The following is a 3,829-nucleotide window of genomic DNA, read 5'->3' on the forward strand; positions in this document are numbered from 1 at the left end:
TGGACTGCCTTATCCCGGTTGCCTTCCGGCGGGCTGCTGCACCGGCTCGCCGAACGATTTCGCGGATAAAAAAAACGACGTCAGCGGGTCGTCCCTCGGTCGTCCCTCGGTTGTGGACGGCCGCCGCGACCGCCGCCGCCCGAGCCTCGCGCGTCTTTGATGTTCTCGTAGCCAAGTTTGACCAGCGACAGGGCCAAGTAAATCAACACGAGCGCGAGGATGATTTGGACGACCGCCGAAACCATGGCGAACGTTCCGGCCTGTTCCATCCATTCGGGATTCATGAACTTCGCATAGAGGTTGTCGTGGAACGCGAGCCACAACAGCCCGAGCGTCGTGATTATCGTCATGAGCGCCATCGGCGCGCCGGTGCTGATGAGCTGCTTCGAGTCGTCCCAGTTGGCCAGCCAGACAGTCGCCGTCAGGAGCGCCAGCGCGGCGAGCAGTTGGTTCGCACCGCCGAACAGTTGCCAGAGCGTCAACCACGACCCGCTCGTGATGAGGATGTACGCCGGAAGCGACTGCACGAGCGCGTTGCCGTAGCGGTTCGTCGCGAAGTCCTCGACCGGCGTCTCGGGCGTCCCGACGATTTCTTCCATCATATAGCGACCGAGACGAACCGCCGTGTCGGTCGAGGTGAGCAGGAAGCTCACGAGCACGAGCGCCATGAACGGCCCGCCGAAGGACGTCGGGATACCGAAGCTAGAGAGGATGACGCCGCCGCCAGCCGCGAAGGTCGGCAGCGCGAGGCCGATACCGCCGCCGACGTCGGGAGCGACGATAGCGACCGCCGCGAGTGCGACGGTGGCGAGAAGTCCCTCACCAAGCATACCACCGTAGCCGATAACCCGCGCGTCAGATTCCTTGTTCAGTTGCTTCGAGGTCGTTCCCGACGAGACGAGCGAGTGGAATCCGCTGATGGTCCCGCAGGCGATGGTGATGAACAAAAGCGGGAACAGCGGCGCGCCGGAGCGACCGATAAAGCCGTAGAACGGGTCGAGGTTCGTCACGAGCGGTTGCGTCGGGTTGGTAACGAACGTCCCGACGATGATAGCCACGAGCGAGCCACCAACCCCGGCGTAGAGGAGGAACGACGAAAGGTAGTCACGGGGTTGCAGGAGCACCCACACGGGAAGCGCGCTCGCAATCGCGCCGTAGATGAGGATGACCGGCACCCACGCTGCGGTGTTCCCGTTGAACGAACTCGCACCGGGGAGCCACGAACCGGACCCCGAAAACAGGACGAACGTTTCGGCCGGGGCGCGGGCCGCAGGTTCGAACAGCGCAATCGGGAACTGAATACCGGCGAACACGCCGATAAACATCGCCGTGACGAAGGCGGCGGTCCCCGGCAGGAACGGCAGATTCAGCTGATAGAGGTACATGCCGAACAGCACCGCGAGGACGATGTAGACCAGACTCGCCGTGGCCGCCTCCGGATATGCGTTGAATACGATAGCCACCACGAGGGCGAACACCGCGACGACGAGGACGATAGTGAGGAACGCGAACCAAAGCAGCATGTTCTTGCCGCGCTCGCCGACGTACTCGCCGATGATGTACCCGACGGACTTTCCATCGTGTCGCAGACTGCCCGAAAGCGACACGAAGTCGTGGACGCTCCCGAGAAGCGGGTTTCCAATCGCAATCCACGCCAGTGCGGGGACCCAACCCCACACGACACCCGCCGTAATCGGCCCGACGATGGGTGCGCCGCCCGCGATGCTCGAATAGTGATGCCCCAGTAAGACCGGCTTTTTCGCCGGGACGTACTCCTGTCCGTCTTCGTACTTGTGTGCTGGTGTCTCGCGACTATCGTCGAGTTCTACGAACTGCGCGAGATACCGCGAGTATCCGAAATACCCGGCGGTGAACAGCGCAAGTACCGTGACGACCAGCCAGATGACTTGTACCATGGTACTGTTACCCTATGCCAGACACGCAAATGGCCACCTTAATGTTAACGATAGATGTGAATGTAACATATTCAGACAGGAAAACCCGGTCGTTACGGATTCAAAAAAGGAACTCGAAAATCGGAGACGTGTCAGTTTAGGTTATTTTCAGCTCGATTTCGACATCGAGTTCGTCGGCAACCTCGCCGAGGAAGTCGCCTTTTACCTCGGCAACGCGCGTCTCGATGGCGGCGACGAGCGGTGGCGAAAGGTCTTCGCGAAGTTCGCGGAGTCGTTCCCGCTCGGTCTCGACTCGGTTGCGCAGGAACGTCGCCCCTCGCCCTTCCTCGTCGGGGTCGGGTTCGGGTGTGAGACGGTTGACGGCGAGTCCCCGAACATCGAGTCCGTAAGAGTCGAGTTGTTCGACCGCGCGCTTCGTCTCCCGAATCGAGAGTTCGTCGGGATTCACGACGAGGAAGAAAGCGGCATCCGCTTGCAGCGTCTCCTTGGCGAAGGTGAAGTCGTCGCGGCGCTGTTCGAGTCGGGCGATAATCGGGTCGCCGTCCATCATTCGTCGGGGTTCGTTGTTCCCGATTGCCGCGCGCTCGAACAGTTTGACCGACTGTTTTCGCTTGTGCAGGAGTCGCTGAATCCACCCGTCGAGGTGCTCCGGGAGTGAGAGCAGTCGGAGCGTCCCACCAGTTGGTGAGGTGTCGAAGACGACGCGGTCGTAGTCGTCCGACGAGCGCATCACGTCGATAAAGCGGTCGAAAAGCGCCGATTCGTGGGCACCGGGCGTCTGGTGGGCCATCTCCAGTTGGCGGTCGATTTCGTTGACCATCGCGGGACTCACCTGGTCGCCCATCGCCCGCTTCGTCTCCATGAGGTGTTCGCGGACCTCCGTCTCGGGGTCGATTTCCATCGCGTCGAGATTCTTCTCGCCGTCGACGGGCGACGGGTCGTCCGTAAACGTCTGGTCGAACACGTCGCGGGTGCTGTGTGCCGGGTCCGTCGAGACGAGAAGGGTTCGGATTCCAGCGCGGGCGCACCTGACGGCATAGGCACTGGAAATCGTGGTTTTTCCGACGCCGCCTTTACCGCCGAAGAAGACGAATTTACGCATGGGAAGAGGCGTGCATTCGCATGTTAGAGTGCGTGCGCATGTTAGAAGTGGTACTGGTGGCCTTTGCGTTCGAGAAGCGACCCACGGTCCCACATCCGCCGCTCCCACGCCTCGAACTCGTCTTCGAGGAACGGGAGGAGTTCAGCGGTGTAGTAGGAGACGGGCGACGGAATCCCGAAGGCGTCCGGGAAGCACGCGAGCATGAACGCGTCTTCGTGGTCTTCGGCCTGCGTTTCGATTTTCTCGTAGGCAGGATGAGAAATCATTCCGTGGTAGAGACCGCGAAGCCACTCGGCTGCGAGTTTGCGGAACGATTCGATGCGCGCGGCAAGTGTCATTAGTTCACATACTCTTCGATTCCCGGACAAAAGCGTGTCGTTCACGAACAATCACGTCGGTTTCCACGTGTTCATATACCAGGCCGAGGAAGGGCCGTCCATGAATCCGCGAGAGGAAATCCCGGTGACAGTACTCGGTGGGAGCCTCGGCGCGGGGAAGACGACGCTTCTGAATCACCTGTTGACGAGCGCCGGCGACCGAGACATCGCCGTACTCGTCAACGACATGGGGTCCGTAAACGTCGATGCCGAGTTGGTCGCGGAGGAGTCCGACCTCGCGGTCGGCGGGGGCGTGACGGAACTGTCGAACGGGTGTATCTGCTGTGAGTTACAGGACGACCTCGACACCGCCGTCGGCCGGCTTGCGCGAGGACGGACGGGCGACCACCATCTCGTCCCTCGCACCCGCGTCTCAGAACCCCGGCCGGACGCCCGGTTGTTCGGCACCTCGCGGGCGGCCGCCCGGGAGGACG

The 3,829-nt window shown here is 61.7% G+C and carries 4 protein-coding genes; 1 reads left to right on the forward strand and 3 read right to left on the reverse strand.

Translation table 11 applies throughout. The features are described 5' to 3' along the window. Positions 1-80 precede the first annotated feature (80 nt). The 3 genes from QT222_RS04750 to QT222_RS04760 all read right to left on the reverse strand — a co-directional run bounded on the left by QT222_RS04750 (position 81) and on the right by QT222_RS04760 (position 3,356). A complete protein-coding gene (locus QT222_RS04750) occupies positions 81-1,916 on the reverse strand; it encodes a carbon starvation CstA family protein (RefSeq protein ID WP_491476469.1) in 1,836 nt (611 codons plus the stop codon). Between the two features lie 136 nt (positions 1,917-2,052). Continuing rightward, positions 2,053-3,018 carry an ArsA family ATPase gene (locus tag QT222_RS04755; protein ID WP_491476470.1) on the reverse strand — a complete coding sequence of 322 codons (966 nt, stop codon included), beginning with the start codon at positions 3,016-3,018 and terminating at the stop codon, positions 2,053-2,055. 41 nt (positions 3,019-3,059) lie between these two features. Beyond that, positions 3,060-3,356 (reverse strand): DUF7990 family protein, encoded by a 297-nt coding sequence (locus tag QT222_RS04760; RefSeq protein ID WP_004058977.1) that lies wholly within the window; start codon positions 3,354-3,356, stop codon positions 3,060-3,062. A 100-nt stretch (positions 3,357-3,456) separates the two neighbouring features. Here QT222_RS04760 and QT222_RS04765 point away from each other — a divergent pair. Next, positions 3,457-3,829, forward strand: a 373-nt coding sequence (locus QT222_RS04765; protein ID WP_491476471.1) for a CobW family GTP-binding protein, incomplete at its 3' end; no start/stop codon positions are given.

It is taken from the genome of Haloferax sp. s1 (assembly GCF_058382125.1).